Genomic DNA, 24,557 nt, shown 5'->3' on the forward strand with positions numbered 1-24,557 from the left:
ATCTTCTGTCTGTCACCCTTCCCAAAGGACATTCGGCACACCTGGCTGCCGAATATGGATAGCCATTTCATTGACCGGAACGGCTATTCCGACGAAATTCACATAGACAACCCGTGCTCAGAGGCACCCGCATGACCATGACCGGCAGAACAGGAGTGAGTGAGTTGCGCAGAAGCGTGACACGCCGCTGCGTGTCTGCGGCCACCGGCGCGTGTTGTTGATCCCAGCCAGACGTCGACCTTTCATTTCGTGACATCGCAACTCTCGGATGGGATCGCTGCCATGCAGCGACACAAACACATGCCACACGCCTATATCATCGAAATCGCAAACCAGACCGCCGGCATCGTCGTTGCCGATGAGCGCGGCTTCCGCTTCTTCTCGTCGGAGACCGCCTTCGATTCACTCGAGGGAACTCACTTCGGATCGGCCCGCGCTGCGGAACGCGCCGCGCGTGCACTTATCGACTCCCGCCGCGCCGGCCATGCCCGCCTGCAGGCTGCCTGAGAAATGCCACCGAAGGCGTGCATGAACCGTCGTGGGACGCCGCGGCGGTCGTGCGTGCCGCTCCCCCGAGACACCGGAGATGACCTTGAGCGTTCAGTCGGAATTCCTTTGGTACATCCCGAATGACGTCAAGGCCGGCCATCGCGGCGATACCGCGGATCCCAACCATAACAGCATCGCGACACTGACCGACCAGGCCCAGGCACTTGAGCGCCACGGCTGGCGCGGCGCGCTGCTCGGGACCGGCTGGGGACGGCCGGATACGTTTACGGTCGCTGCAGCCCTGGCGGCACGCACCACCACGTTTGAACCGCTGATCGCGATACGACCTGGCTACTGGCGGCCTGCGCATTTCGCTTCCGCAGCCGCCACGCTCGATCAGCTCACCGGCGGTCGTGTCCGCGTCAATATCGTGACCGGGACAGACAATCTCGCCGCCTATGGCGACGGCGAATCCGATCCAGCCCACCGCTATGCGCGGACGAAAGAGTTCATGCGGCTGGTTCGACGCCTCTGGACCGAGGAGGACGTGACCTATGCGGGCGAGCATTTCCGCGTCGCGAACTCCACAGCCGCGCCGCGGATCTCACCGCACGGCGAACGCCGGCATCCAAAGCTCTATTTCGGCGGGGCGTCGGAAGCCGCCGAGCGTGTCGCCGCCACCGAAGCCGATGTGCAGCTGTTTTGGGGCGAACCGCTGGCTGATGTGAAAGAGCGCATTGCGCGGCTCGGCGATATCAGCCGACGCCTTGATCGCGATCTCGCGCCGCTGGAATTCGGCCTGCGCATTACCACCGTCGTGCGCGAGACATCACGTGAAGCCTGGGCCGTGGCCGAAGCCAAGGTCGCTGAAATGGCGAAGAAGGCGGGCGCCGGCTGGAATGATCACGGCCCGCCGATCGCCGTGGGGCAACGCCGCCTGCTCGATCTGCAGACGCGCGGCGACGTGCTCGACGACAATCTCTACACCGCTCCCGGAAAATATGGGGCAGCCGGCGCCGGCACCACCTGGCTGGTCGGGTCTGCAGAGGAAGTTGCCCGATCGCTGCAGAAATATCGCGCATCGGGCGTCCGAACCTTTATCCTGTCCGACACGCCCTATCTCGCCGAGATCGAGCGACAAGGACGCCTCCTCCTCCCGCTTCTGCGCGACGAAGCCGGGACTTGATCGACCAGACACCGGACACATGACTGCAACCAAAGAACTCCGCTTCAACGCCTTCAACATGACCGCACCGAGCCACAACTGGGCCGGCCTGTGGTCGCATCCGCGCGATGCCTCGATCGGCTACAACACGCTCGACTATTGGACAGACTTCGCCAGAACGGCGGAGCGCGGCCTGCTCGACGGCATCTTCCTGGCCGATGTCTTCGGCGTCTATGACGTATTCGGCGACAGTCCGGACACTGCAATCAGGCATGGCGTGCAGATCCCCAATGCCGATCCGACCTTGTTCGTCTCGGCGATGGCGCTGGTGACGAAGCATCTCGGCTTCGGCATCACCGCCAATCTGACGCTCGATCATCCCTATCATTTCGCGCGCCGCTTCTCGACGCTCGATCATCTGACCCAGGGACGCATCGGCTGGAACATTGTCACCGGCTATCTCGACAGTGGCGCGCGTGGCATGGGGTTCGAGGCCGGCCGCGCTCACGACGATCGCTATGATGTCGCCGATGATTTCCTGGCTGCGACTTACAAACTGTGGGAGGGCAGCTGGGCGCAGGATGCCGTGCGCCGCGATCGCGTTAGCGGTGTTTTCACCGACCCCGCCAAGGTGCGCGCGATCCATCATCACGGGCCACATTACCGTGTCGACGGCATCCATCTGTCGGAGCCGTCGCCGCAGCGAACGCCCCTGCTCTATCAGGCCGGTGCCTCCAGGCGCGGCCGCTCTTTCGCCGCCAAACATGCCGAGGCGATCTTTCTCAACGGGCAGACCAAGCCGATGCTGGCCGAGACGGTGAAGGCGATCCGTACGGCCACGAAGGACTTTGGCCGCTCCCCCCACGACATCAAGCTATTCGCGGGGCTGAACATCATCGTGGCGCCGACGCGGGGTGAAGCGAAGGACCTGCACGCCGAATATGCGTCCTACGTGCATCAAAGCGGGCAACTCGCGCTGCTGTCCGGCTGGACCGGAATCGACTTTTCCAAGTTTGCGCCGGACCAGGCGCTGCAATATGTCGAGAGCAATGCGATCCAGTCGATGGTCGAGAACCTCACCAAGCGCAGCGATGTGCCGATGAAGATTGGCGACCTCGCATCGCTCAGCCCCGCCGGTGCACGCGCGCCATTCGTGGTGGGGTCGCCGCAGGATGTTGCCGACGAGCTCGCGGACTGGGCGCGCGAAACCGATATCGACGGTTTCAATCTCGTGCGCCTGGTCGCACCCGAGTCACTGGCGGCCTTTGTCGACCTTGTCGTGCCCGAGCTGCAATCGCGCGGGCTCTACAAGACGGCCTATCGTGAGGGAACGCTGCGCGAAAAACTGTTTCCCAACGCGGCAGCCTTGCTGCCGGCAAGCCACCCGGCAGCGCAGTATCGGCAGCCGGTCTGAACCGGCTGCCCGCGCGCCTCAGACGTCGACTTCGACCTGCAGCACATCGTTGAAGCGGTTGAAGGCGCCGCACAGGGCGATGCGCCAGGTCAGCTCGACGATCTGCGCGTCGTTGAAATGCGCGCGCAGGCGCTCGAACATGGCGTCGCGAATGCGGCTCCAGTTCGCCGTCACGGCAATCGAATACTCGACCACGAGACGGTCGATCTCATCGAGTTCGGGATGCTTCTCCCAGTCGAGCAGGCTGGCTGCGCCGTCCGGCGTGATGCCTTCCACGGCCAGCTTGGGCGAGTGCTGGGCGACGCAGAACTCGCACTGGTTGACCAGCGAGGTCGCAACGATTGCCAATTCGAGATAGCGCTTCTTCAGCACGCCCTCATCACCGAGCTGGGTGAGGAGTTTCCACATATGTTCGAAGATCGGCAGGCGATTGGCCATCGCGCCGGCCTGCCCCTCGAACGGACCATAGACGGTCATGCGGTCCCAGAGCGGCTTGAGGTGGTCGGGCAGATCGTCCCGGCGCTTGAGGGTGACACGGGCCATGGGAAAACTCCTGGAATCAGCTCGCCTTGTTCGCGAGCGCCGAGCGCGGCTCGCGGCCAAAGCCGTCGGGTTTGAAGATCAGTAGAACAACCAGCCCCACGCCGACAAGGAACAGGCGGATGGCCGCCAGTTCGGCCGCGCCGAGGCCGGGCACATAGTCGATCAGGAAGCGGCTGCCCTCGAGCAGGAAGATCAGCGTGAAGGCGCTGGCGAGAACGCCGCGATTGCTCCCGCGGCCGCCGACGACGACTGCCATGAAGGCGTAGGCGGTGATGATCGGGCCAAACTGGGTGGGATCGATATAGGTGTAATAGAACGCATGCAGGCTGCCGGCGAGGCCGAGAATGGCGCCGCCCACCGCAAAAACGCGAACACGCACCGACAGCACGGACTTGCCGAGCGCCTCGACCACGCCGGGATCATCGCGCGTGGCGCGCACGAGCCGGCCGAAGGGCGAACGCGCTAGGCCCTGCAGCACAGCATAGACGATCAGCACCGATAGAAGCGCAAGCATGAGGAAGCCGACATCGCCAAAGCCGCGCGGCCACAGCGCCTGGAGCGGCCGTTCGATGCCGGCGACCCCGAGCATGCCCTTGGTCAGCCAGCCTTCATAGCTGATGACGAGGCGCAGACATTCGGCGAAGCCGAGCGTGACGATGGCAAGATAGTCTTCCGACAATCGCACGGAGATCAGCGCGCTGGCCGCGCTGAGCGCGGCGACACCGATCATCGCAGCGACGAGAGCAAACAGGGGTGATACGCCCTGCACCGTCAACAGGCCTGCGATATAGGCGCCCAGCATGTAGAAGCCGAACAGGCCGAAATTCACCAGGCCGCCCATGCCCCATTGCAGATTGAGCGCGAGGCCCGCAAGGGCGGCGATGGCGACGACCGTGAGGGTGGCGATGAGATAGACCGTCATTTCGTCACCCACCGCGTTCCGAACAGACCCCATGGCCGCAGCAACAGCAGCGCCACCATCACCAGGAATGTCACGATCATCCGATAGTGCACCGGCATGATCAATGTCGCCAGTTCCTCGGCAATGCCGAGTGTCAGCGCGCCAGCGACGGCAGCCATCGGATTGGCGATGCCACCGAGGATCGCAGCCGTGAACACTGGCAGCAGATAGGTCCAGCCCATCTGCGGCTCCACATTGGCATCGAGCCCGACAAGCACGCCCGACAGTGCGATCAGCGTGCCCGAGATAAGCCAGACGCAGGCGACCACGCGCGAGCGCGTAATGCCGCGCACGGCGGCGAGATCGGGGTTGTCCGCCACGGCGCGCATCATGCGGCCCAGCCGCGTGAAGCGGAACACGATCCAGACCACGGCGAGCGCTGCGGTGACCGTCATCAGAATGGTGAGCTGTTCGTGATTGAGGCGGATATCGCCGAGACGGATCGGCCGCGTCACCGCAACATCATAAGCACGCGGCGAATTGCCGGCGAAGAAACGGATCACGTTCTCCAATGCGATGGCGACGCCCATAGAAGCCACCAGCAGCGTCACGCCGGAGCGGTCACGCAACGGCCGGAAAGCGAGCCAGTCGATGACCACAGCGGATACGGCAAACAGGATCGCGCCAGCACCGGCAGCGAGCCAGAGCGGCAGCCCGAGCACGACATTGCCGACATAGACGAGATAGGCGCCGCAAGTGAGATAGGAGCCGATGGCGTAATTGGCAAAGCGCAGCACGCTGAAGGTCAGCGACAACGCCAGCGCCGGCAGCGCCAGCAGCAGCCCGGTGACGACGCCATTGACGAGAAGCTGCAACATCACGCACCTCCGAGATAGAGGCGGCGGATATCGGGATCGGCCAGCACCGTCGCCGCGGGGGCAGCGAGGCGCACCTTGCCGCCCACCAGCACGACACCCTGATCGGCGGCACCGAGGCCGAGCCGCGTGTTCTGCTCCACGATCAGCATGGTGACGCCCGAGGCGGCCACGCGGCCGATCACTTCGAACAGAAGCTCGGCATTGCGCGGTGACAGTCCGGCCGATGGTTCGTCGAGGGCGAGCACAGACGGATTCGGCATCAGGGCCGCCGCCATGGCCACCATCTGCCGCTGGCCGCCACTGAGATGCCCGGCAGTGCTGCGCAGCTTGACGCGGATTTCGGGAAACAACGCCAGCACTGCCTCGAGCCGCTCGGCAAAGCCCGGGCTTCCGGACGGCGCCACGAATTCATACCCGACCTGCAGATTTTCAAGCACGGTTATGTTGCGAAAGACATTGGCTTCCTGCGGAACGTAAGCAAGGCCACGCGCGGCCCGCGCGGGCGCGCCGAGCGCCGAGACATCGGCATCGCCAAGCCTGATCACGCCGGACATCGGACGCAGCAGGCCGACGGCCGTCTTCATGAGCGTCGATTTTCCGGATCCATTGGGGCCGACAACCACCAGCGTCTCACCGGCCTGCACGGTCAAGCTGACGCCATGCAGGATCGGCTGGCCGCCATAGCCCGCGATCACGTCGCGCAATTCAAGTCCGCTCGCGCGCGATGTCATGACTGGGCGCCCAGATAGGCGGATGCGACCTGTGTATCCGCGATCACCTCGTCGAAGCGACCGGCGGTGAGGACACGTCCTTCTGCCAGGACATAGACGTGATCGCACAGCGCACGGACCATCCCCATATTGTGCTCGACGAGGCCGAAAGTCGTGCCTTCCTGTCGCAGCGCCTGCACGAATTCGACGATCTCGCCGATCCGTGTCGGATTCACGCCGGCGCTCGGCTCGTCCATCAACACGATACGTGGGTCGAGCATCAGGGCGCGGCAGATTTCCAGGAGCTTCTTCTGCCCGCCCGAGAGCGTGCCGGCAGGTGCATCGGCAAGCCGCCACAGGTCGACACGCTGCAGCAGCCCGCGTGCCTTGTCGCGCGCGGCGTCTTCTTCCCGCCGCACGGCGCCACGGGCCCACAGCACTGACAGCAGACGCTCGCCGCGCATCTGTGGCTGGGCCACCATCACATTCTCAAGAACCGACAGACTCGCGAGTTCGCGCGACAGCTGGAAGGTGCGCGCCAATCCGCGACGCGCGCGCCAGACCGGCCCATGATGCGTCACCATCTCGCCGGCCAGACGCACCTCGCCACTGGCCGGCCTGACCGCGCCGGCCAGCACACCGAACAGCGTGGATTTGCCGGCGCCGTTCGGTCCGATCAGGCCTGTGACGCTGCCGGCAGCAAGTGTCACCGACGCACCACTCAGCGCGGTGAAGCCGCCCTCATAGACCACGCTGACATCGTCGGCCTCGAGCATCGCCTCAGCGGATCTCGCCGAGCAGCTTGCTCTCGCCCGACTTGATGACGAAATGGCCATAGCTGAGATTGGTCTGGTCGCCATTCTTCGCGAACTTGAAGTCCGAGGCTGCACCGGCGTAGCGGAACGGCTTGCCGTCGCGCAGTGCGTTCAGCGCTTCGGCGGGATCGCCGAGCGACGGCCCGTCGCTGTTCACGAGCGACGGAAATTCACCACCGAACTTCGTCGCATCGGTGCTCTTCGCCTTCTCGATGGCAAGCGCCGTCAGCACGATCTGGTCGAACACCTGCGCGCCGAAGGTCATGATGGTGCCTTCCGGCTTTCCGATTTCCTTCAGGTAGCGGCTATACGACACCGACTTTCCGACCGGCACCTGCTGCGTCCAGACCACGCCCTCGGCAACATTAGCGCCGACATTCTTGACGAACTGACCATTGCTGCCGGCAGCATTGCCGAATGCATAGATCTTGCTCTCATAGCCCGAGCGGAATGCTTCCTTGGCAATGGCGCTGAGTTCGTTGATGTAAGCCGCAACGAACACCGCATCGGGCTTCTTCGCGAAGATGCGCTCGACCTCGGTGCGATAGGACGGCTGGCCGGCATTGAAGTTGACCTCATCGAGCACCTTGCCGCCGGCATCGGTGAACGCCTTGCGGAACGGCTGGATGGTGCTCAGTGTGAACGGCGTCTGCAGCACCAGGATCGAAGCGCTCTTCACGCCGTCCTTGACCATGGCCTTGGCGAAACCTTCGCCCCAGCTCTTGCCGTTGGTCTGGAAGCGCCACACCAGATTCTTGTTGTCGCCATCGGTGATTTCATCGGCCGAACCGACGGTGCTGAGCAGCACGCCCTTTTCGAGTGCGATCGGCTTGATGGCGAGGGCCACGGCGCTGCTCCACACACCACCGATCGAGACGACCTTGTCGACGTCGATCAGTTTGCGCGCGGCTGCGACGCCTGCGGTGGGCTGCGACTCGTCATCAGCCACCACGAGTTCGAGCTTGCGACCGAGCACGCCACCGGCGTCATTGATGATCTTGACCGCGGCGCGCGCCGCCTGCTCTTCTTCCTGACCGTAGGGACCACCAGTGCCCGTCAGCGGTGCCAGCAGGCCGATGCGGACCGGCCCGTCCTGAGCGAGCCCGATCGACGGGCTGGCGAACGCAGCGACCATGGCCACCGAAGCGGCCAGCAGGGAACGGCGCGGAAGCGAAATGGTCGGCACGGTCATCTCCAGACATGTCGCGGGCAACTGGACGGCGTCTGCAAGACGCATTCCGCTGTCCTTCTTACGGTGAAAAATCAGAGGCTTGTCCAAGCTTGCGCCTGGGAACACGCATTTCCGTCCCGCGATCTCACCTCATTGTCAAGATAGCTTTATAAAGAAGACATTTTCGCGCGCCCGTCAAATTCCGGAAAAGACAATCTACCAAAAAGGCAGCCCTGGGAGAAAAATTCTTCCACACGCCGGGATAGCGCAGAAGAAGCATTTTGAATGAATGTCGCGGGCGTGGCCCCGCCGTGAAGCCTTCGTCACCATTCAAGCCCGCCGGCATGGTGTCGCCATCGATGCGGTTTCCATCGCAGAACACAGCAGTCGTTTGGCTCGCCAGCTCAACGCCGGCCCGGATCAGCAACGCTTGCTCCTGCCGATCGTGAGCGCCTGCGCATCTCTCTCCAAAGCCGGCGAGAATCAAAATTCCATTTCATTGACGCGCGCGATGACGATGATCGATCATTTCGACCTGCGGCAGCTCCGCACTCGCTCTCCCATTCCGCGTGAATACGCCAAGCCGGACCTTCAATGACCATCGCATCACGAGTTCTCTCCATTGCCCTTTCGGCCATCGTCCTCTCTCTTCCCGCCCTTCCGGCCAGCGCAGCCGACAAGCCGATCAAGGTTGGCGTTTCTGCCGGGCCTTATGGCGACATCCTGCGCGAAGCTGCGCGGCTGTCCGAGAAAGAAGGATTGAAGGCCGAGATCATCGAATTCACCGACTGGAACCAGCCCAATGCGGCGCTGCAGGCCGGCGACATCGACCTCAATAATTTCCAGCACCGCTTCTATCTCGCCAACCAGTCGAAGGCGCGCGGCTACAAGCTGGCAGCCCTCGACGAGTCGATCCTCGTTCCGGCCGGCATCTTCTCCAGGAAGTACAAGAAGGCATCCGAGATTCCCGACGGCGCCAGGATCGCGATTCCGAATGACCCGACCAATGCGGCCCGCGCCCTGCTCCTGTTCGAAAAGGCCGGCCTGTTGAAGCTGAAACCCAATACGGGGCTCTCGGCGACCATTCTCGACGTTGCAGAAAATCCCAACAAACTGCAGATCGCGGAGATCGACGCTGCGCAATTACCGCGCTCGCTCGACGACGTGGCGGCGGCTTTCGTTTCCTCGAACTATGCCTATCTGGCCGGCCTCCCGCTGAGCACCGCGCTGGTGGCCGAGACCGAGGTCACCGAGGCCAAGCCCTATTTCACCCTGATCTTCGCCGCCCGCGAGGACCGCAAGGATGAAGCGAACCTCAAGAAATTTATCGCGATCTATCGCTCGCAGCCGGTCAAGGATTTCATCCTGGCCAAGTTCAAGGGCTCGATCCTGCCGGCCTGGTAGGCGAGGACACCGACACACCAACGAAAATGCCCGCGCCTCACGGCGCGGGCATTTTGCCAAGACTTCATGTGAAGGCGTTACTTGACCTTGCCCATTTCCTTGAGCGTCTCGTTGGCCGCCTTGAACGCATCGAGGCCAGCGGGAATGCCGCAATAGACGGTGGCGTGCAGCAACACCTCCTTGATTTCCTCGACGGTCACGCCGTTATTGATCGCGCCGCGGGTGTGCAGCTTGATTTCGGGCGAGCGATTGAGGGCGGTCAGCATCGCGAGGTTCAGCATGCTGCGGGTTTTCTTGTCGAGACCCGGGCGATTCCAAGCATAGCCCCAGCACCATTCAGTGGTGATGTGCTGGAAAGCCATCTGAAAATCATTGGCAGCTTCAATCGACTTGTCGACATAAGCAGGGCCAAGAACTTCGCGGCGGGTCTTCAGGCCTTCGTCGAATAGACCGCCAAGGGTGATCGTCTGGTCGTAGCTCATGTTGTGGCTCCTTCTTGCTAGGTAGAGGCTTCCCCTCGCCCGCTTACCGGTCAGATACCGAGATAGGCGGCGCGAACGGCCGGGTTTTCATTCAATTCCGCAGAGCTGCCGTGAAGTGTGACGCGGCCACTCTCCAGAACATAGCCGCGCGCGGCAACGTCGAGAGCGAGACTGACATTCTGCTCCACGAGCAGAATGGATGTCCCGTCGCGATGAATCTTCACAAACGCATCGTGCATTTCCTCGACGACCTTTGGCGCGAGACCATGGCTGGGCTCATCGAGCAACAGCAATTTGGGCTGCAGCATCAGCGCGCGGCCGACCGCGACCATCTGCTGCTCGCCGCCGGACAGAGTGCCGGCAAGCTGGGAACGCCGCTCACGGGTGCGCGGAAACAGCTCGAAAATACGCTCCATCCGTTGCTGCAGGTCCGTCGCCTTGCGCGCCGTAAACGCGCCGAGCATCAGGTTTTCCTCGACGCTCATGTCCGGGAAGACATGACGCCCTTCCGGCACATGCGCGATGCCGAGCGAGGGAATGTCATGTGCCGTGCGTGCGGCGATATCGTGACCGTCGAAGCGCAGCGTGCCACGGACATTGGGAACGAGCCGCGAGATCGTGCGCAGGATCGTGCTCTTGCCAGCGGTGTTGGCGCCAATGATGCAGACGAATTCGCCTTCGCGCATCTCGATGTCGATGTCATGCAGGACATCGATGCCACCATAGCCGGCATTGAGACCCTTGATTTCGAGCAGGAGCTGGGAGCCGGTCATGCGTGCCCCTCCGCCGAACGGCCAAGATAGGCTTCGACCACCACGGGATCGTTGGCGACCTCGCGCGGCGTGCCGTCGGCAAGCAGGCGGCCGAAATTCAGCACGAGAATGCGGTCACAGATCGCCATGATGGCGCGCATATGATGCTCGACGACAAGCAGCGTAATGCCGTCATCGCGCAACTGGCGGATCAGATCCATGATCTCCTGCATTTCGACGGGGTTGAGCGCCGCCATCACCTCGTCGAGCAGCAGAACCTTGGGATCGGTACACAGCGCACGCGCGAGCTCCACCCGGGCGCGTTCCGGAAACGACAGGTTGCCGGCCATCTTGTGAGCTACGGATTTGAGGCCGACGCGATCGAGGCAGACCAGTGCCCGCTCACGCGCGGTCTCTACATTGTGGCGCAGCAGGCCCGCCGTCAGCACATTGTCGAGCACCGAACTCTCGGCAAACAGCGCCACGTTCTGGAACGTCTTTGTCATGCCGAGCCCGGCGACCTTGTGCGGCTTCTCGCCCACGATGCTGGTGCCGTCGAGCGTGATGGCACCGGTATCCGGCTTGATCAGCCCGCAGAGCGTGCTGAAGAAGGTCGTCTTGCCGGCACCATTGGGCCCGATGAGACCGACGATCTGCCCTTTCGGCACGGAGAACGTCACGTCCGACAGTGCCTGCAAGCCGCCGAACCGCCGCGAGATGCCGCGGACATCGAGGATCGTCATGATTGCGCTCCCTTGCCCTGAAGCCGAGCGCGCAGCGCCTCGATGACGGTCACCAGTCCACGCGGACGCCAGAGAATGACCACGATCAGAATGACACCGAAGATCAACTGCGACAGACCTGCAGCGCCTGACGAGAACAGATCGTTCATCAGTTCCTCGATCGGCACGATGAAGAACGCACCGAGGATCGGGCCGACGGCGGTACCGACACCACCGATGATGGCGATCAGGGCGACGCGGATCGAGATCGACGCCGCGCTGAACGCGGTATCGGGATCGAAGAACACGGCGACTTGGGCAAACAGCGTGCCCAGCATGGCCGTCAGCACGCCGGAGATGACCGCGGTCTGCAGTTTGACCTTGGTCGTGTCGATGCCGATGACTTCCGCGGCCGCCGCATTCTCGCGAATGGCGCGCAACCGGTAGCCCATCGCGCCACGCCGGATCACCTCGAAGATCACCGTGACGATGATGAGTGCAATCAGCGCAATATAGGCATGCGGCAGCAGCTGCTTGAACGAATAGGCGGCGAAGCTCGGCGGAACGAACAGCACGGACAGTCCGCCCGGGCCGCCGGTCAGCGAGGTCCAGACATTGGCGATGACACGTGCCACCTCACCGAAGGCAAGCGTGGCGAGCGCGAAATAGTGCCCTTGCAGCCGCATGGTCGGGATCGCGATGATGAGCGCGGCAAGACCACCGAGTGCACCGGCTGCGAACATGCCGATCCACGGGCTGATTCCGAATTTCAGCAGCAGGATCGTCGACGTATAGGCGCCAATGCCGAAAAAGGCGGCGTGCCCGAGCGAGAGCTGATTGGCGAGACCGCCGATCAGATTCCACGCCTGCGCCATTGCAGCGAACAGGAGCGTGAAGGTGAAGACACGGATCCAGTATCCGGTCGGGTTCAGCAGCAACGGCACGATCGCCGCAGCAACAACGATGACAGCGATTGCGATCCAGCGTTTCATCGGCTTGCTCCCACAAGACCCTGCGGCCGAACGGCGAGCACGAGAATGAAGACGAGGAACAGAACGAGGTTCTGCAGCTGGATCGGGAAGAACAAGGCAGACAGCGCCTGAATGACGCCGACCGCCAGACCGCCGACAACCGCACCGGCGACACTCCCCAACCCGCCCAGCACGACGACCGTGAACATCAACACGACGAACTGGCCGCCGACCTGCGGAAATACTGTGACATAGGGAAGAATGACGGCGCCGCCGAAGGCCGTGAGACCGACACCAAGCGCGAATGCCATCTTGTACATCAGCGCGGTATCGATCCCCATCAGCTGAGCCGCCATGGGATTCTGCGCGGTTGCCCGCATGGCGCGGCCGAACCAGCTGGTGCGCATGAACCACCACAAGGCCAGACCGCACGCCAACGACATGGAGAAGGCGATCAGATAGGGCACGCTGATGAAGAGCGAGCCCAGCGACAGTGACAGCGTCTGATAGGATGTCGTCACCGAGCGGAACTGCGATCCGAATGCGAGCAACGCGCCATTCTCGAGCACGATCAGCAGTCCGACGGTCAGAAAGATCTGAGCGACCGACGGAGCCTTGAGCACACGCGAGATCAACTGCCCCTGCACGAGCCATCCGAGAACGAATGCCACGACAAAGGACAGTGGCGCCGCGAGGACGGGATCGAGGCCGAGATAGGCCCAGGCAAACCACGAGACGAACATGCCGATCATCAGGAATTCCGCCTGCGCGAAATTCACGATGCCCATCACGCCGTAGACGAGTGTCAGGCCGATCGAGATGACGGCGTAAACGCCGCCAACCAGGAGGCCATCCAGAATCGCTTGAATGAACGACACGATCTTCTTTCGCTAAAGGATCAGGACTTCCACTCGGCCGCGCCCTTGGCCACATCCTTTGGCCACACGGTCACGAGCTCCTTCTTGCGCCACTGCACCATCACCGGGATCGATGCGGTGTTGAGGCCCGTGCTGTCGAACTCGACGGCACCGCCGGTCATCGCCTTGGTCCATCCGCCGGTGAATTTTCCGCCGCGCAACGCCATGGTGACGTCTTCGGCCTTGGCCGACTTCGCCTTCTCGATGGCCTGCACCAGCACATCCAGCGCCACCGCGTGTTCGAGCGCTTCGTGCACCATGAAATAGCCGAAGCGCTTGCGGAAGCGATCGGTGAGACTCGTGTCGAGATCATAATTGGCCGGAGCGATGGACAGCACGCCTTCGGCGAACTCGCCGAGCCCCTTTTCGAAATCCGGGATCACGTAGCCGGCGGCGCCGCCGATGGCCGGAATGGTGATGCGCTGCTGGCGCATGGTGCGGATCAGCAGCAAACTGTCATTCAGATAGGAGACGGGGAAGACGGCCTGCGCGCCGGATGCACGGAGCTTGTTGATCAGCGGGGTCGTGTCGGTGATGCCGAGCGGATAGGCATCATCCATCACCAGCTGGATATTCGCCGCCTTGGCTGCGGCACGGAGACCGCCGGCCTGCGCGGTGCCATAGGCCGTGTCTTCATACATGATTGCGATCTTGTCGATCTTGGTGCCGGCTGCCTGCGCGATCGCCACGGTGTAATCGAGCTGCGCCTTGCCAAGCGCCGATGCCTTGGCGACGACCTGGAAGATGTTCTTGTAGCCGCGACCGGTGATCTGGTCCGCAAACGACATCGTCAGCAGCGGGATATCGCGACGTTCAGTGACTTCGGAGATCGCAATGGTCAGCGACGATGCGAAGGCGCCGAGAATGGCAGTGACTTCATTCTGGCTGATCATGCGCTGGGCGACCGTGCCGGCGGTGGTCGGGGTCGAGGTGGAGTCGGCAACGATCAGATTGATCTTCGCACCGCCGAGCGCCTTGATGCCCCCGGCTGCGTTGATCTCGTCCGCGACCAGTTCGATGCCATTGCGGGAATTGATGCCGAACTGCGCATTCGCGCCGGACAGCGGCATGATCACGCCGATATTCACCTGCTTGGCCTGGGCCTGAGCCGTGGAGGAAATCCAGGGCGCTGCGATCAGCGAGGCCGTTCCGGCCAAAACCGTGCGGCGATCGATCCCTCCGCGCGTAGACGACGTCTTCGACATGACAGTTTCCTCCGATGGGTGCCTTAAGGCTTGCCTTATGGGGAACACAAATCAGACAGGCGGTCAAGCTGCTTGACAGATTGTCTGATAGGCGGTCAATTGACGCATGGCAGAAAATGACTCGGATCTGAACGTCACGCGCGAGACGACAAGCCTGCGCCAGCTGGTGGAAAACCGGTTGCGGTCTGCAATCGGCAGCGGCCGCTTCAAGCCCGGCCAGCGGCTGATCGAGCGCGAACTCTGCGAGCAGACCGGCGTCGGCCGCACCTCCATTCGCGAGGCTTTACGACAGCTCGAAGCTGAAGGTCTCGTCACGACCATCCCGCATCGGGGCCCCGTCGTCAGCACGATCACCACCGAAGAAGCAGCACAGCTCTACGATCTTCGCGGATTACTCGAAGGTTATGCCGGTCGCGAATGCGCGCGGCGCCGCGATCCCGTAATCATCGCGCGGCTGCGTGAGCAGTTCGTGCGGATGGGCGAAGTCGCCGGCCAGGAAGACCGAAGCGACCTGCTCGCTGCCAAGACCGAATTCTATGCCGCCCTGCTCGAAGGCTGCGGCAATGGTTTCGTCGAGCGTTTCCTGAAAATGCTGCTGAATCGCGTGACGGTCCTGCGCATGACATCCATGACTCAGGGAAACCGGATCGGGACCAGCCTGCGCGAGATCGAGACGATACTCGTCGCCATCGAAAACGGCGACGAGGCAGGCGCCGAGCGCGCCTGCGTCCTTCATATTCAGAATGCGGCAAAGGTCGCGCTCGAGGCCCTCAGTCGCAGCGACTGACGACCCGAGCGCACTCAAACAAGCACGAAACAAACACAACAATAGCAGAGGAACGCCCGTGACGAATTCAGCAGCAATCATCCCGCCCGCCAAGGTGACCGTGATCGGACTTGGCAATATGGGCCGTCCGATGGCCGCCTGTATCGCCCGCGCCGGCTTTCAAGTGACAGGTTTCGACCTGTCGGCAGATGCGCGAAGCGCTTTCGCGAAAGAAGGCGGCAATGCCGCCGCGACAATCGACGAAGCAATCGCCGGCGCAGCTGCGATCGTCACCCTGCTCCCCGACGGCAAGATCGTTCGTGCGGCCATTGAAGGCTTCAAAACCAAGCTCGCCAAGGGCACCGTGATCATCGACATGAGCTCATCCGCGCCGCTTGGCACGCGCGCCCTTGGTGAAGAGTTGATCGCCGATGGCTTCGAATTCATCGATGCCCCGGTCTCCGGTGGCGTGAAGCGCGCCATCAGCGGCACCCTCGCCATCATGGCGGGTGGCGCGCACGCCACCATCGATCGCGCCGACAAGGTTCTGCTCTCCATGGGCCCGGCCGCCTTCCGCACTGGTCCGCTCGGCTCTGGCCACGCCGCCAAGGCGCTCAACAACTACGTATCCGCTGCAGGCCTGGCTGCGGCTGCCGAGGCACTCGCCATCGGCAGCAAGTTCGGCATCGAGCCGAACACCCTCGTCGACGTCCTCAATGCGTCGACCGGCCGCAACAATTCCACCGAGAACAAGCTCAAGCAGTTCATGATCTCGGAAAGCTACGCGTCGGGCTTCGCGATGGCGCTGATGGCGAAGGACATCCAGACCGCTGACGAACTCGCCCATCAGATCGGCGTCAAGGCTCCGCTCGCCGACGAGATCACCGCCATGTGGAACAACGCGCTCAAGCAGCTCGGCCCCAAGTCGGACCACACGGAGATCGGACGCTATCTCACCGCGGACAAGTGAGCGATATCGATGTCCGTCTTCGAACGGCTGCTCGATCATCTCACGGCGGCGCTCGACAAACCGGAAGTGAAAGTGTTTTCGCGCGGCCTCTCGCTGCGCGTGCACTTTACGGTTGGCGACCAGACTCATGCCGTCGTGATCGGCTCGTCACCGACGTCATTAGACGAGGCGAGCGATATCGGGATCGCGGCCAGCGCCGACGACTGGGCCTTGGTGCTCGCCGATCCGGCACCGCCGACCTATCACTCGTTCTCATCGATCCAGTTGCGCAATCCCCGCTTCACGATCACCGGCGATCCGCTGGCCATCGCACAGGCCCGCGCCTGTTTCGAAGCCATCTTCGCCAATCTCACGCCGTATGACATTCCGGCACCGCAAGCGGATCTGAGCCACCTGCGTGGCAGCTATCACAGCGTCACGACCGCGACGCGCCGGATTGCACAGATCTACAGTGAACAGGCCGGCACTGGCACGCCCGTGCTCTGCCTGCACACGGCGGGCGCGGACACGCGTCAGTTTCACGGTGTGATATGCGACGCAGCCCTCGGCAAGGACTGGCGCTTCATCGGCTTCGACATGCCCTTTCACGGCCGTTCGATGCCGCCGGCGGACTGGAGCGGCGATACCTATTTGCTCGATCAGCAGACCTATCTCGACTGGTGCGTGAGCTTCATCGAACAGGTGATCGGAGAGCCCGTCGTCGTGATGGGATGCTCGATGGGGGCCGGCATCGCCATGGTGCTTGCGGCAGAACGCCCCGATCTCGTCCGCGCGGTGATTGCGCTGGAAGCGCCGTTGCGTCCGCGCGGCCGCCGCAATGACTATCTCACCCACGCAAAGGTCAATGGCGGCTGGCACTCGGCAGCCTATGTCCGCGGCCTGCTCGGGCCGCGCAGCCCGGCGGATCTGCGTCGCCGCGCCGCCTATATCTACTCGCAGGGCGCACCCGGCATCTATGACGGCGACCTCGCTTTCTACTCGGACGAGTTCGACGGCGAGCAGATCGCCAGGCGGATCGATGGCAAGGCGATTCCGGTGTCGCTCCTGATCGGCCACTACGATTTCTCGGCCACGGTCGATGACGCGCACCAGCTCGCCGGTTGGATCGAAAATGCGCAGGTCATTGAAATGCCGGAACTGGGGCACTTCCCGATGACGGAACATCCGGCAGAGATGTTGCGATATCTGCGCCCCGTATTCGCATCGCTCAAACAGTAAGATGCTGCGCATCATCAATGATGCGCAACATGTCGGTCCACCGCCTATTGCGCGTCGAGCTTGGCTTCCTTGACGATCGTCGACCAGCGGTCGACTTCCGAGGCGATCAGTTTCTGCAGGGCGGCGCCGCCGAGCTCGGATTTCGGTGGAGCTTGTGCCGCCAGCTCCGTGAAGCGAGCCTTGACCTCCTCATTCTCGAGCGATCTGGCGAGCGCGGCTTCCAGCACGGCGATCACCGCAGGCGGCGTTCCGGCCGGCGCTGCCAGCGCGTTCCAGACCTGAAGATCGAACTTCGGCACATTGCCTTCGGCGAAAGTCGGGACGTCCGGCACCTGCCCCAGACGCTGCGTTGCGGATACGCCGATCGAGCGCACCAGACCGTTCTGATGGGCCGGGATCATGGTCACGGTCTGATCGATCACGGCGTCGATATTGCCGGCAATGAGGTCCTGAATGGCGGGCCCTGAACCACGATAAGGAACCAGTGTCGCCTTGGTCTCGGTCAGATAGAGCAGCATGGCCGCAGCAAGCTGAGCTGTGGAGCTGGCGCCCGAATGACCGAAGGTGACCCGGCCGCTCTGCTCCTTCAGGCGAACGATGAGTTCGCCGAGGCTGGTGATCCCGCTCTTCTTGCTGACCGAGATCATCATCGGGACATTGGCGAATACGCCAATGCCAACCAGATCCTTCCGTGTATCGAAGCCAAGGGTGGGATAGAGCGGCACGCTGGCCGCCATCGATCCCATATTGCCGAAATTCAGTGTGTAGCCATCCGGCTTCGCCCGCACGACACGCTGGGTGCCAAGCGTGCCGCCTGCGCCGCCGACATTCTCCACGATCACCGTCTGCTTGAGTTCGGCGCCAAGCGCCTTGGCGAGTATTCGCCCGAGAACATCCGTGGTGCCGCCTGCTGCGTAGGGGACGACGAGCGTGATCGGGCGATCCGGGTAGCCATCGGCGCGCGCCGATGTCAGCGAAACGGCCAGCAATGCAATGCCGATGAGCAATTGGCGCAAGAGTGCCTCCCTCGATTGTTAGTTCATCAGGCGTCGTACGCGCCCTGCTCTACGCTTTCTGACACACCCGCGTGCCGACGTCCCATAGGCTGACGCTCTGAGGGGTATAGGACGGTGCGTTGGCTCAATCGGCCGCAGGCGGGAGTGGCAGAGCGTCCGACATTCGGTGTAAGCAGTTGAGGATCAAAGGCTAACCGCGGGACCGATGCATTGGAATTGAGACATCTGAGATCCTTCGTCAGCGTCGTCGATATGGGAAGCCTGTCGAAGGCTTCCGCCCTGCTGTCGGTCTCTCAGCCGTCCCTGAGCCAGCAGATAGCAGCGATGGAATATGAGCTCGGCGTCCCGCTTCTGCTGCGCAGCGCCGCCGGCGTGAAGCCGACGGACGCGGGCACCAAGCTCTACCGCCACGCCCGCATCGTCCTGCGACAGTTGCAGGAGCTCGAAGCCGACATTGCCGATGAGGGCAGCGGTGCGGTCGGCCCTGTCGCGGTCGGTCTTCCGACCAGCATCGCCTCGGTGCTTGCAGTGCCGCTGGTCGAGCGCCTGCGGACAGATCATCCGGGCGTACGTCTGCAGCTGTTCGAGAGCTTCAGCGGTTATCTCAACGAGCTGCTTGCCAATGGGCGCCTGGATATGGCGATCCTGTTCCGCAACTCCGATGCGCCCGGCATCACGGTTCGGCCGCTCTTTACCGAAGAGCTCTCCGTGTTCGGCGCGCCCGATGTGGGAGACATCAATGCAGCGACCTGTGACCTCGCATTGCTCGCCGACGTCCCGATGGTGTTGCCGGAGAAGACGAATGGCCTCCGCCTGCTGGTCGAGCGCGCTTTCTCCGAGGCCGGTGTGCCGCTGAATGTGATGTGCGATATCGATTCCCTGCCAGTGATGATGAAGCTCGTGCGCAATGGAGACTTCGCGACGATCAATTCGTCGGGCGTCGCGCGGGCATCAGAGGTTCCGATCCTCGCCCGGCGATTGATCAATCCCACCGTAAAGCGCACGGTGAGCCTCTGTCAGCCGACTGGAATTCCGCAATCGGCTGCCGCCCTGGCGGCCGAGGAAACCATCCGCACCCTCGCCCGCGAACACGCCGCGATCTGGGACAAGGCCTCCGACTAGGCTGCCATTGGCACGGCCTATACGGGCGATGGCGAACCATTATGATCCGTTTCCGCAGATGCGCGGTAAGAGTGCTCGCGATACCAGCAGGAGCGCGAGATGAACAAGAACGGATTGCCGCTGTCCGGAATTACCGTGATATCGCTCGAACAGGCGATCGCTGCACCACTGGCAAGCCGCCATCTGGCCGACTGGGGCGCGCGGGTCATCAAGATCGAGCGCGCCTGCAATGGTGATTTCTGCCGGGACTACGACTACGTCCTGAACGGGATGTCGAGCCAGTTTGTCTGGACCAATCGATCGAAGGAAAGCATTGCGCTCGACATCAAGGAAAAGGACGACCGGCAGACACTCGAAGATCTGCTCACTGATGCCGACGTGTTCCTGCAAAACCTCGCGCCCGGTGCCGCACAGCGCCTCGGACTGGATGCGAAAGCGCTGACCGAGCGATTCCCACGCCTCATCGCCTGCGACATCTCCGGCTATGGGTCCGGTGGTCCCTATAGCGAAAAGAAGGCCTATGATCTGCTGGTGCAATGCGAGACCGGCTTTCTCTCGATCAACGGCACCGAAGAACAGCCCGCAAAGGGGGCAATCGCCATCGCCGACATTGCGACCGGGATGTATGTCCTGAACGGCGTTCTGATGGCGCTCTATGCGCGTGAACGCACCGGCCGCGGGACAGCTTTCGAGGTCTCCCTGTTCGATGCGATGACCGAATGGATGAGCTATCCGTCGCTCTATACCGAAGGCGCAGGCAAGCCGCTCAAACGCACTGGCATGCGCCATGCGACGATCGCACCCTACGGTCCGTTCCGGGCCGGCGACGGCAAGACCGTGTTTTTCGGAATCCAGAACCAGCGCGAATGGCTCTCGCTATGCAGCAACGTGCTTGGCGATCCCGGCTTTGCGACCAATCCCCTCTACGCGACCAATCCCGACCGAATGAAGAACCGGGACCAGCTGGAGAAAGAGATCGAAGCCCATTTCTCGAGCATGACCAGCGACGACGTTCTGGCGAAGCTGGAGGACGCCTCGATCGCCAATGCCCGGCTCAACACTGTTGAGGAATTTCTCGGCCATCCCCAATTGTCGGGCCGCAATCGCGTCACCACCGTGGGAACACCGAACGGCCCCGTCACCAGCTATCTGCCGGCCATCACGATCCCGGATGTCCAGCCTTACATGGGCCCGGTTCCGGCGGTCGGACAGCACACCCAATCCATCCTTGCCGAACTCAGCGCGCGAAAGCTTTCACGATGACTGATACCCGATTGACGCGTACCTATCTCGCTGTCCCCGCCCATCGCGCCCGCATGGTGGAGCGCGCCGCTGAATCGGCGGCTGATGCCGTCTTTCTCGATCTGGAAGACGCCGTTCCGGTCGGCGAGAAGAACCAGGCATTGCTCACGGCAATCGAAGCGATCGAACGCCTCGACTGGGGCTCGAAAACCGTCACCGTTCGCATCAATGCAGTCGGCAGCCCATTCATCCAGGATGAAGTTCAGCGTCTTGCCAGCCTCTCGCGGCTCGATGCGCTGCTGCTGCCAAAGGCGGAGCGCATCGACGACGTCTCCGCATTGGGAGAGACTCTGTCCGCCAATCGCGGAAACAGGAGCGAGGCACTGGAGTTCGAGCTGCTGATCGAGACCGCGCTTGGCGTCGTCAATGTCGATGCGCTCGCCGCCGCGCATCCCTCCGTCTCGGCGCTCCATTTCGGGGTGGGAGATTTCAGCGCCTCGATCGGCGCGCGCAGCGACGAGATCGGGCTTTCGCCGCGCGCTTACCGACATGTGGGCGCTGCAGCCGATGGCCATGCGGAAACGCCGCTGGATCTCTTCGCCTATCCGATGATGCGCATCCTCATTGCAGCGCGGGCTTTCAATCTGCGGGCGATCGATGGTCCCTTCGGTGCGTTCCGCGACCTTCATGGCACGTCGGGTTCTGCCAGGAAGGCAGCGACCATGGGATATGACGGCAAGCAGGTCATTCATCCGGATCAGATCGAGCCGACACGATTGGCCTTCCGGCCATCGGACCATGACGTGGCCTCGGCCAGGCGTGTCATCGAAGCGATGGAAGCCGCGGAACGCGACGGGCACGGCGCCGTGACACTGGACGGTCGGATGATCGACCTTGCCAATGTCCGGATGGCTGCACGAGTCTTGCAGTTTGCCAGCTGATGTCGACGCGACACGCTATCCCGCAAACTGGCTGACATATTTGACCGATTGAAACTCTTGAAGCCCCTCGATTCCACCTTCGGAGCCGACACCTGAGTCCTTGTAGCCGCCGAACGGCGTCTCGGGCAGCGAGGCCTGCCAGTGATTGACGATGACATTGCCGCTCTGAATCGCTTCTGTGATCGCTGATGCGTTGCGCATGTCATGGGTCATGACATAAGAGGCTAGGCCGAAGGGCAGCCGGTTGGCGAGACGGATCGCATCATCCATGGTGCTGAAAGGCGCTGTGGCTGCCAGCGGACCGAACGGCTCGACATTCGAGGCCATGCAGGCATCATCGACACCGGTCAGTACAGTGGGCCGAAAGAAGAAGCCCTGATTGCCGCAGCGCGCACCTCCCGCGGTAACTCCGATGCTGCGCGTCCGCGCATCATCGACGAACCGTTCCATGCTCTCGATACGGCGCGCATGCGCCAACGGTCCCATTCTGGTCCCGGACGCAAAGCCATCGCCAACGGTGATCGCGTTGGCAAGCTCGGAGAGTTTGGCTGCGAAGCGCTGATGGATCGATTCATGCACGAAAAAGCGCGTCGGCGAGGTGCAGACCTGGCCGGAATTGCGAAACTTCGCGGTCACCGCCGATATCGCCGCAGCTTCCGGATCGACATCGCCAAAAATCAGCACCGGCGCATGGCCACCGAGCTCCAGCGTCATCTTCTTCATCGTCTGCACGGCCAGCGCGCCAAGCTGCTTTCCGATCTCCGTTGATCCCGTGAACGTCAGGCCGCGGGTGATTGGCGAGCCGAGAAGCTTCTGCGAGGCCAACGCGGGATTGCCGAAGACCACGTTCAACACCCCTGCCGGCAAGTCCGCGTCCACAAGTGCCGCGGCGATGGCAAGCGCGGTGGCCGGTGTCTCTTCCGCCGGCTTGATGATGACCGAGCACCCCGCCGCCAGAGCACTCGAAATCTTGCGCGCGGGCGTGATGGCCGGTGCATTCCAGGGAGAAAAGGCTGCGATCGGACCGAGCGGCTCTCGTATGGCAATCTGCTGAAGGTTGCGGCTCCGCGACGGGATCACGCGACCATAGGCGCGACGTCCCTCCTCCGCATTCCACGTGAAGATGCCGACGGCGGTATCAACCTCGACACGGGACTCCGCGATGGGCTTGCCGAGCTCCAGCGTGATCAGGCTGGCGATCGTCTCCTTGCGTTCGAGGATCAAGGCAGCCGCGCGTTGGAGGATCACACCACGCTCCACTGCCGACATTCTCCGCCAGGCCTCGAAGCCCCGCGCGGAAGAGGCCAGCGCCTCGTCGAGATCAGTCGCGCTCGCGTGCGGCAGTTCGCCGAGGACGCCGCCAGTGGATGGATTGAGCACCGGTTCGCTTGCCCGCCCCTCGCCGTTGCGCCATGTGCCATCGATGAAGAGCTTGAGCGCGGGATAATCGATCATCGCAAATCCTCCGGAAAACAAAACGGGCACGGCAACGCCGTGCCCGCGAGTTGGGGCAAAATGTGTTTGACGCCCGGCTCTTACTTGGCCGCGCTGACCAGCGGGCAGTTGCCGTCCTTCATGGGGCGGAATGCCTTGTCGCCGGGGACGGTATCGAGGATCTTGTAGTAGTCCCACGGATACTTCGACTCGCCGGGCTCCTTGACCTGCAGCAGGTACATGTCGCGGATCACGCGACCATCCTCGCGGATCGAGGCATTGGTGGTGTAAAAGTCGTTGATCGGCAGCTTCTTCATCTCGGCCACGACCTTTGCGCCGGCGTCGGTCTTGGCGGCTTCCACAGACTTCAGATAGTGCGTGACCGCGCCATAGACGGCGGCCTGCAGGCTGCCTGGTGCCTTGCCGTTGAAGCGCTCCATGAAGCGCTTGCTCCAGGCGCGCGTCTTGTCATTGGCGTCCCAGTAGAAGCTGTCCGAGAAAATCAGGCCCTTGGCGCTGGCGAGGCCAAGCGCATGGATGTCCGGAAGATTCACGAGCAGCGCAGCGATGCTCTGGCCGCCCGAGGTCAGACCGAATTCATTCGCCTGCTTCAGCGCGGTCATCATGTCCGAGCCGGCATTGGCGAGCCCGACGACCTGCGCCTTCGAGGCCTGCGCCTGCAGCAGGAACGAGGAGAAGTCCGATGAATTCAGCGGATGCTTGGATGAACCAAGCACCTTGCCGCCATTGGCTGTGACGACCTTGGCGGCCTCCGACTCCAGTGCGAGACCGAAGCTGTAATCCGCCGTCAGAAAGTACCAGTTCTTGAGGCCTTTCTGCACCAGTGGCGCGGTGGCGACATTGGCGAGTGCGTAGTTGTCATAGGCCCAGTGCACGCCATTCGGCGAACACGATTTGCCGGTGAGCTCCGGCGTGCCGGGCCCTGTGGCGAGCAACACCTTGTCCTTCTCGCGCGAGAGCTGCTGCACCGCGAGCGCGACGCCCGACGACACCACTTCGGTGATCGCGTCGACGCCTTCGGTGTCATACCACTTGCGCGCCAGCGCGAGGCCGATATCGGCCTTGTTCTGGTGATCTGCCGAGATCACCTCGACCGGCATGCCATTGACCTTGCCGCCGAAGTCCTCGACCGCCATGCGGGCAGCGAGCACCGAGCCGGCGCCCACATTGTCGGCATAGGGACCGGACATGTCGGTGAGTACGCCGATCTTGACCGTGCCATTCGAGATATCCGCCGAGGCGGAGGTGACGAATGACAGCATGGCGGCCGTCACAAGCAGCTTGTTGA

The 24,557-nt window shown here is 62.7% G+C and carries 26 protein-coding genes; 11 read left to right on the forward strand and 15 right to left on the reverse strand.

Annotation, left to right across the window (positions count from 1 at the left end; translation table 11 throughout):
- Positions 1 to 300 precede the first annotated feature (300 nt).
- From ACIQ17_RS04920 to ACIQ17_RS04930, 3 genes are all read left to right on the forward strand, one after another.
- Positions 301 to 507 (forward strand): hypothetical protein, encoded by a 207-nt coding sequence (locus ACIQ17_RS04920; RefSeq protein ID WP_398466062.1) that lies wholly within the window; start codon positions 301 to 303, stop codon positions 505 to 507.
- Positions 508 to 592: 85 nt separating this feature from the next.
- A complete protein-coding gene (locus tag ACIQ17_RS04925; protein WP_398465995.1) occupies positions 593 to 1,675 on the forward strand; it encodes an LLM class flavin-dependent oxidoreductase in 1,083 nt (360 codons plus the stop codon).
- 19 nt (positions 1,676 to 1,694) lie between these two features.
- The gene (locus ACIQ17_RS04930) at positions 1,695 to 3,068 is read left to right on the forward strand and encodes an LLM class flavin-dependent oxidoreductase (protein ID WP_398465997.1); all 1,374 of its coding nucleotides are present in this window, start codon (positions 1,695 to 1,697) and stop codon (positions 3,066 to 3,068) included.
- Between the two features lie 18 nt (positions 3,069 to 3,086).
- On the opposite strand, the gene ACIQ17_RS04935 is transcribed toward ACIQ17_RS04930, so the two are convergent.
- From ACIQ17_RS04935 to ACIQ17_RS04960, 6 genes are read right to left on the reverse strand one after another with little or no spacing between them, the layout of a single operon-like run.
- Positions 3,087 to 3,611 carry a carboxymuconolactone decarboxylase family protein gene (locus ACIQ17_RS04935; RefSeq protein ID WP_398465999.1) on the reverse strand — a complete coding sequence of 175 codons (525 nt, stop codon included), beginning with the start codon at positions 3,609 to 3,611 and terminating at the stop codon, positions 3,087 to 3,089.
- Positions 3,612 to 3,627: 16 nt separating this feature from the next.
- A complete protein-coding gene (locus tag ACIQ17_RS04940) occupies positions 3,628 to 4,533 on the reverse strand; it encodes a branched-chain amino acid ABC transporter permease (protein WP_398466001.1) in 906 nt (301 codons plus the stop codon).
- A complete protein-coding gene (locus ACIQ17_RS04945; protein ID WP_398466003.1) occupies positions 4,530 to 5,390 on the reverse strand; it encodes a branched-chain amino acid ABC transporter permease in 861 nt (286 codons plus the stop codon). Before ACIQ17_RS04945 ends, ACIQ17_RS04940 begins: the two co-directional genes overlap by 4 nt.
- Complete coding sequence (locus ACIQ17_RS04950; RefSeq protein ID WP_398466005.1) at positions 5,390 to 6,121, reverse strand: ABC transporter ATP-binding protein; 732 nt, start codon at positions 6,119 to 6,121, stop codon at positions 5,390 to 5,392. The genes ACIQ17_RS04945 and ACIQ17_RS04950 overlap by 1 nt, the downstream gene beginning before the upstream one ends.
- Complete coding sequence (locus tag ACIQ17_RS04955; protein ID WP_398466007.1) at positions 6,118 to 6,876, reverse strand: ABC transporter ATP-binding protein; 759 nt, start codon at positions 6,874 to 6,876, stop codon at positions 6,118 to 6,120. The genes ACIQ17_RS04950 and ACIQ17_RS04955 overlap by 4 nt, the downstream gene beginning before the upstream one ends.
- 4 nt (positions 6,877 to 6,880) lie before the next feature.
- The gene (locus ACIQ17_RS04960; protein ID WP_398466009.1) at positions 6,881 to 8,152 is read right to left on the reverse strand and encodes an ABC transporter substrate-binding protein; all 1,272 of its coding nucleotides are present in this window, start codon (positions 8,150 to 8,152) and stop codon (positions 6,881 to 6,883) included.
- 223 nt (positions 8,153 to 8,375) lie between these two features.
- Between ACIQ17_RS04960 and ACIQ17_RS04965 the strand changes: the two genes are divergently transcribed.
- Together ACIQ17_RS04965 and ACIQ17_RS04970 are read left to right on the forward strand one after the other, a co-directional pair.
- On the forward strand, positions 8,376 to 8,684 hold the full coding sequence (locus ACIQ17_RS04965; RefSeq protein ID WP_398466011.1) for a hypothetical protein: 309 nt from the start codon (positions 8,376 to 8,378) through the stop codon (positions 8,682 to 8,684).
- Positions 8,681 to 9,490 carry a MetQ/NlpA family ABC transporter substrate-binding protein gene (locus tag ACIQ17_RS04970; protein ID WP_398466013.1) on the forward strand — a complete coding sequence of 270 codons (810 nt, stop codon included), beginning with the start codon at positions 8,681 to 8,683 and terminating at the stop codon, positions 9,488 to 9,490. The genes ACIQ17_RS04965 and ACIQ17_RS04970 overlap by 4 nt, the downstream gene beginning before the upstream one ends.
- A gap of 77 nt (positions 9,491 to 9,567) precedes the next feature.
- On the opposite strand, the gene ACIQ17_RS04975 is transcribed toward ACIQ17_RS04970, so the two are convergent.
- The 6 genes from ACIQ17_RS04975 to ACIQ17_RS05000 are packed head-to-tail and all read right to left on the reverse strand — an operon-like array spanning position 9,568 to position 14,539.
- The gene (locus ACIQ17_RS04975) at positions 9,568 to 9,972 is read right to left on the reverse strand and encodes a carboxymuconolactone decarboxylase family protein (protein WP_398466015.1); all 405 of its coding nucleotides are present in this window, start codon (positions 9,970 to 9,972) and stop codon (positions 9,568 to 9,570) included.
- Positions 9,973 to 10,022: 50 nt separating this feature from the next.
- Positions 10,023 to 10,727, reverse strand: a complete 705-nt coding sequence (locus ACIQ17_RS04980; RefSeq protein ID WP_398466064.1) for an ABC transporter ATP-binding protein — start codon at positions 10,725 to 10,727, stop codon at positions 10,023 to 10,025.
- Between the two features lie 14 nt (positions 10,728 to 10,741).
- Positions 10,742 to 11,467, reverse strand: coding sequence for an ABC transporter ATP-binding protein (locus tag ACIQ17_RS04985; RefSeq protein WP_398466017.1), 726 nt, complete (start codon positions 11,465 to 11,467; stop codon positions 10,742 to 10,744).
- The gene (locus ACIQ17_RS04990; RefSeq protein ID WP_398466019.1) at positions 11,464 to 12,438 is read right to left on the reverse strand and encodes a branched-chain amino acid ABC transporter permease; all 975 of its coding nucleotides are present in this window, start codon (positions 12,436 to 12,438) and stop codon (positions 11,464 to 11,466) included. Before ACIQ17_RS04990 ends, ACIQ17_RS04985 begins: the two co-directional genes overlap by 4 nt.
- Positions 12,435 to 13,295 carry a branched-chain amino acid ABC transporter permease gene (locus tag ACIQ17_RS04995; protein ID WP_398466021.1) on the reverse strand — a complete coding sequence of 287 codons (861 nt, stop codon included), beginning with the start codon at positions 13,293 to 13,295 and terminating at the stop codon, positions 12,435 to 12,437. Before ACIQ17_RS04995 ends, ACIQ17_RS04990 begins: the two co-directional genes overlap by 4 nt.
- A 20-nt stretch (positions 13,296 to 13,315) precedes the next feature.
- Positions 13,316 to 14,539: an ABC transporter substrate-binding protein gene (locus tag ACIQ17_RS05000; RefSeq protein ID WP_398466023.1), complete on the reverse strand. Its 1,224-nt coding sequence runs from the start codon at positions 14,537 to 14,539 to the stop codon at positions 13,316 to 13,318.
- Positions 14,540 to 14,645: 106 nt separating this feature from the next.
- On the opposite strand from ACIQ17_RS05000, the gene ACIQ17_RS05005 reads away from it, so the two are divergent.
- The 3 genes from ACIQ17_RS05005 to ACIQ17_RS05015 are packed head-to-tail and all read left to right on the forward strand — an operon-like array spanning position 14,646 to position 17,493.
- A complete protein-coding gene (locus ACIQ17_RS05005; RefSeq protein WP_398466026.1) occupies positions 14,646 to 15,326 on the forward strand; it encodes a GntR family transcriptional regulator in 681 nt (226 codons plus the stop codon).
- A 58-nt stretch (positions 15,327 to 15,384) separates the two neighbouring features.
- Complete coding sequence (locus ACIQ17_RS05010; RefSeq protein ID WP_398466028.1) at positions 15,385 to 16,275, forward strand: NAD(P)-dependent oxidoreductase; 891 nt, start codon at positions 15,385 to 15,387, stop codon at positions 16,273 to 16,275.
- A gap of 9 nt (positions 16,276 to 16,284) precedes the next feature.
- Positions 16,285 to 17,493 (forward strand): alpha/beta fold hydrolase, encoded by a 1,209-nt coding sequence (locus tag ACIQ17_RS05015; protein ID WP_398466030.1) that lies wholly within the window; start codon positions 16,285 to 16,287, stop codon positions 17,491 to 17,493.
- 44 nt (positions 17,494 to 17,537) lie between these two features.
- Here ACIQ17_RS05015 and ACIQ17_RS05020 read toward each other — a convergent pair whose 3' ends face one another.
- Complete coding sequence (locus ACIQ17_RS05020; protein ID WP_398466032.1) at positions 17,538 to 18,509, reverse strand: Bug family tripartite tricarboxylate transporter substrate binding protein; 972 nt, start codon at positions 18,507 to 18,509, stop codon at positions 17,538 to 17,540.
- A 210-nt stretch (positions 18,510 to 18,719) separates the two neighbouring features.
- Here ACIQ17_RS05020 and ACIQ17_RS05025 point away from each other — a divergent pair, with 210 nt between their 5' ends.
- The 3 genes from ACIQ17_RS05025 to ACIQ17_RS05035 all read left to right on the forward strand — a co-directional run bounded on the left by ACIQ17_RS05025 (position 18,720) and on the right by ACIQ17_RS05035 (position 21,814).
- Positions 18,720 to 19,631 (forward strand): LysR substrate-binding domain-containing protein, encoded by a 912-nt coding sequence (locus ACIQ17_RS05025; protein WP_398466034.1) that lies wholly within the window; start codon positions 18,720 to 18,722, stop codon positions 19,629 to 19,631.
- A gap of 99 nt (positions 19,632 to 19,730) precedes the next feature.
- Positions 19,731 to 20,894 carry a CaiB/BaiF CoA transferase family protein gene (locus ACIQ17_RS05030; RefSeq protein WP_398466036.1) on the forward strand — a complete coding sequence of 388 codons (1,164 nt, stop codon included), beginning with the start codon at positions 19,731 to 19,733 and terminating at the stop codon, positions 20,892 to 20,894.
- The gene (locus ACIQ17_RS05035) at positions 20,891 to 21,814 is read left to right on the forward strand and encodes an HpcH/HpaI aldolase/citrate lyase family protein (protein ID WP_398466038.1); all 924 of its coding nucleotides are present in this window, start codon (positions 20,891 to 20,893) and stop codon (positions 21,812 to 21,814) included. The genes ACIQ17_RS05030 and ACIQ17_RS05035 overlap by 4 nt, the downstream gene beginning before the upstream one ends.
- A 15-nt stretch (positions 21,815 to 21,829) precedes the next feature.
- On the opposite strand, the gene ACIQ17_RS05040 is transcribed toward ACIQ17_RS05035, so the two are convergent.
- Positions 21,830 to 23,269: an NAD-dependent succinate-semialdehyde dehydrogenase gene (locus ACIQ17_RS05040; protein WP_398466040.1), complete on the reverse strand. Its 1,440-nt coding sequence runs from the start codon at positions 23,267 to 23,269 to the stop codon at positions 21,830 to 21,832.
- An 80-nt stretch (positions 23,270 to 23,349) separates the two neighbouring features.
- Positions 23,350 to 24,531, reverse strand: a complete 1,182-nt coding sequence (locus ACIQ17_RS05045) for an ABC transporter substrate-binding protein (protein ID WP_398466066.1) — start codon at positions 24,529 to 24,531, stop codon at positions 23,350 to 23,352.
- Positions 24,532 to 24,557 lie beyond the last annotated feature (26 nt).

This window comes from Tardiphaga sp. (genome assembly GCF_044340795.1).
Taxonomy (GTDB): domain Bacteria; phylum Pseudomonadota; class Alphaproteobacteria; order Rhizobiales; family Xanthobacteraceae; genus Tardiphaga.